General features: G+C 57.3%; 1 protein-coding gene and 1 pseudogene. Both read left to right on the top strand.

What is annotated here, in order from left to right; genetic code table 11:
• Positions 1-704 precede the first annotated feature (704 nt).
• Positions 705-3,311 (top strand): TonB-dependent receptor plug domain-containing protein, encoded by a 2,607-nt coding sequence (locus tag ACX17K_RS21920; protein WP_493776423.1) that lies wholly within the window; start codon positions 705-707, stop codon positions 3,309-3,311.
• A gap of 187 nt (positions 3,312-3,498) precedes the next feature.
• Positions 3,499-3,712 (top strand): annotated as a pseudogene (locus ACX17K_RS21925) (hypothetical protein); the annotation flags it as partial.

Below are 3,712 nucleotides of genomic sequence, written 5' to 3' on the forward strand. Positions count from 1 at the left end.
CTCGCATGATCTGGCGGTGGTGAAGCACATCTCGGACCAGGTGCTGGTGATGAACAAGGGCAGGGTGGTGGAGCAGGCGGACGCGGACGTGATCTACCGCGAGCCGCAGGACGGCTACACCAAAAAGCTGCTGGGGGCGATTCCGCAGGGCTGGAGTCCGGCGCTGGCGCCGGCGTAGCGCGGAAGACGCGATGCAGGACAAGCCGGCCCAGAGGGCCGGCTTTTTTTATCGCGAGATCATTCAGGGTCAAGCCCGCTTTCTGTTTTTGCATCAATCCTATGAATATTTCTCATCACCTGGCTCTGTGAAGACTTCTAGTTTTGACAATTTCTTTCAGTGATTTGTGTAAATGCAACATTTTTTACATAAAAACGACATTGTCAGATAGGTATGAGACAGGCCGGTGGCCCATGGGAAAGCCAAATGTGGGCTGTGGGCTGAATGCTTTGCCGGATATGGGTTTTCGCTTTGATGCCGTCGTCATTTTTTGGCGATTTGAAGCAGAAAATTGCGCACCTGCGCACGGCGAATAAGGATGATCTGTACTTAATGACGAATTGTTACGGATATTGACGGTTTGTCGGAACTCTTCCCACACTCGAATCCAGAGCGATTTCATGCGATGTGCATGGCTCAAGTGCCGTCACGCCAGCCGAAGAACTGGCGGACGAGATACGGATAAAGAACAAAGGAGAGTTCCGTGATGAAAAAGAAGCAGCTGGCTGTGGCTTTGGCCATGGCGGGCATAGGCGTCAACGCGTCTGTCGCATGGGCCGCCGACGGCGCGCCTTCGGGAGAGTTGGATCGGGTGGAAGTGACTGGTTCCAACATCAAACGCAGCATCAAGCAGGAGAAAGCGCTGCCGGTGACGATCGTGCGCACCGAGGAAATGACCAAGCAAGGCTTCACCACGGTGGAGCAAGTGGTCAATTCGTTGGCCAGCAACCAGTCCAGCCTGGTTGGCGCATCTTCCGTCCAGTCGGTCAGCGGCGGCGCGTCATACGCCGGCCTGCGGGGCTTCGATCCGCAATATACCTTGGTGTTGCTGGATGGCCGCCGAGTCGCCAATCAGGCGATTTCCGGCATCGCGACGGACCTGAACGCCATTCCCCTGTCGGCCATCGACCGGATCGAGGTGCTGCGCGACGGCGCTTCCGCGCTGTACGGCAGCGACGCCATCGGCGGGGTGATGAATTTTATTACCAAGAAAAGCTATCAAGGGCTGACCATTTCCGGCGAAGCGCTGAGCCCTCAGCACAAGGGCGGCGATTCCGCGAATGTGAGCGTATTGGGCGGCGTGGGCGACTTGGCGAAAGATGGCTGGAACGCTTACGGCGTTTTGTCATATCAGAAGAGCAAGGCGATTCGCACGGTGGATCGCGAATTCGCGACCAAGAATCAGTCTTTGAGCAGCACCACCTATCCAGCCAACTTCCTGTATCAATCCAAAGGCAATCCCGGCGACGGCAATGTTTACAACATGGCCATGCCGAATTGCCGCCCTCCGTACTCCACGCCCAGGGATGCGACCAGCTGCGGCGAGAAGACTTGGCTGTTCATGGACCTGACGCCGGAGGTGGAGCAATTCACCGCCAATGGCAAAGTCAGCAAGCAGTTTGGCGACCATATGCTGACGGCGCAGTATCTGGGGGCCCGAAACATCAGCACCACGCGCATTGGGCCTACGCCGATGCAATCCGTCGCCACGCTGACCGCCGGCGTCAACAAGTACTTCCCGACAGTGCTGCCGGATGGCTCGCCGGTGACGCCGGGGGCGACGGCGGTGTTGAATCTGCGCAGCGACCCTCTCGGTCCCAGGGCGACCAAGAGCATTTCCGACACGCAGCGGTTGGCCGTGAATCTGGAAGGGCTGATCGGCGGTTGGGATTATCGTACCGGCGCCGCGTATTCATCGAACCAAACCACCATCAATTACAAGAGCGGTTATGTAAACAGCGACAAGATAGAACAGGCGCTGTTGGCTGATCAGATCAATCCGTTTGGCGATTCTCCGGCCGGCGCATGGGAAAGCGTCGAATTGAAAGGGGATGGCTGGATTTCGAAATATGAAACCGCGTTGGCGGACTTCAAAGCCAGCAAGGAGATCTTTGCCTTGCCGGCGGGGAATGTCGCGGCGGCTATCGGCGGCGAACTGCGTCACGAGAAGCTGGATAGCCAGATTCAGGACCTGGCCCAGTACGCGATCGGATCGGGCATCGCCGATTCCAAGTCAACCAAGGGCAGCCGCAATATCTCGGCGTTGTATCTTGAGGCGGAAGTACCTGTCATAAAAGGGTTGGACGTGCAGTTGGCGGCCCGGTACGACAAGTACAGCGATTTCGGCAAAGCTTTCAATCCCAAGGTTGCATTCAAGTACCAGCCGGCGTCGCAAATCATGTTCCGCGGCTCCGCGAGCAGGGGATTCCGCGCGCCTTCGCTGTTCGACATTTTTCAGCCGGACGCCAAAACCTATACCAATGGCAACGACCTGAACGACCCGGTGCGTTGCCCGAATGGAACGCCGGCCAATGGCGGGGACAAGACGGATTGCGGCACAACCTTCTTCGCCAAACAAGGCGGCAATCGCAATCTGCAGCCGGAGCGCGCCACTTCCCTCACCTTCGGCGTGGTGATCGAGCCGATCAAGGAGATTACCGCCAGCGTCGATTTCTGGTGGACCACCATCAATAAAGTGATCGGCGTGCTGGACAATGATCTGATCTTCAACGATCCGGTCAAATATGCCGACCGCTTTGTCCGGGTGAATCCGAATGACCCGTATTCCAAGCTCGACTATGTTGCCACCCCGACTGAGAACTTGGGCAATCTGAGCGCGGCGGGTTTGGACACCTCGTTTTCCTGGCGCTTGCCTAAGAGCCGTCTTGGTAATTTCACCATTAACCTGGATGGGACCTATACCTCCAAGTTCGTTCAGCAGGTGGAGGCGGGAGGGGTGTACTACTCGCGTTTGAGCCAATGGAACAATGGTCTGCAGCCGGTGGTCCGCTGGAAGCATTCGCTGGGATTCGGCTGGTCTTTCGGCGATTGGAGCGCATTGCTCGCTCAGAACTATGTGTCCGGTTACACCGACTATAAGGCGACGCATAGCGTCAAGCCGTATTCCAACTGGAACCTGTCTTCCACCTATCTATGGAAGAAGAAGCTGAGCGTGACGGCGGGGGTGAAGAATCTGTTTGATCAGGAGCCTCCCTTCAGTAATCAGAACAAGTTCTTCCAGAAAGGATTTGATCCGATTCTCGCTGACCCGGTGGGCCGAGCCTATTTCTTGAAAGCGTCATACAAACTCTAGCTTTGGCTATTGTATTTAGTCCACAGCTATAGCATTCTGTCATGACGGCGCAGGTTTTTATGCGCAGGGAATGCGATGGCGGGGCGGTGATCCCACCCCGCCCGCGCGACAGGTTGGCAGCTCTGGCCGGATCTGAATGCCGGTCCGGCCGAGTCTGCCGGTTTTATTGAAGGAATGGGTAATCCATATGACAAGCATTGCAGCCAAAGGAGTGGGAGGGCCACCGCCCCGGCGACGATTCGCCGGTCTGGCGGGCGTCGTCCTGTTCCACGCCGCGCTGATCTACGCGCTGGTGACAGGCCTGGCCCAGGGGGTGGTCAAGGTGATCCAGCAGAAAGTGGAAGTGTCGGTGATCAGCGAACCGCCGCCGCCCCCTCCGCCGCCGCCGCCGAAGATCGAGA

This window comes from Chromobacterium sp. INPA-IVC (assembly GCF_059047085.1).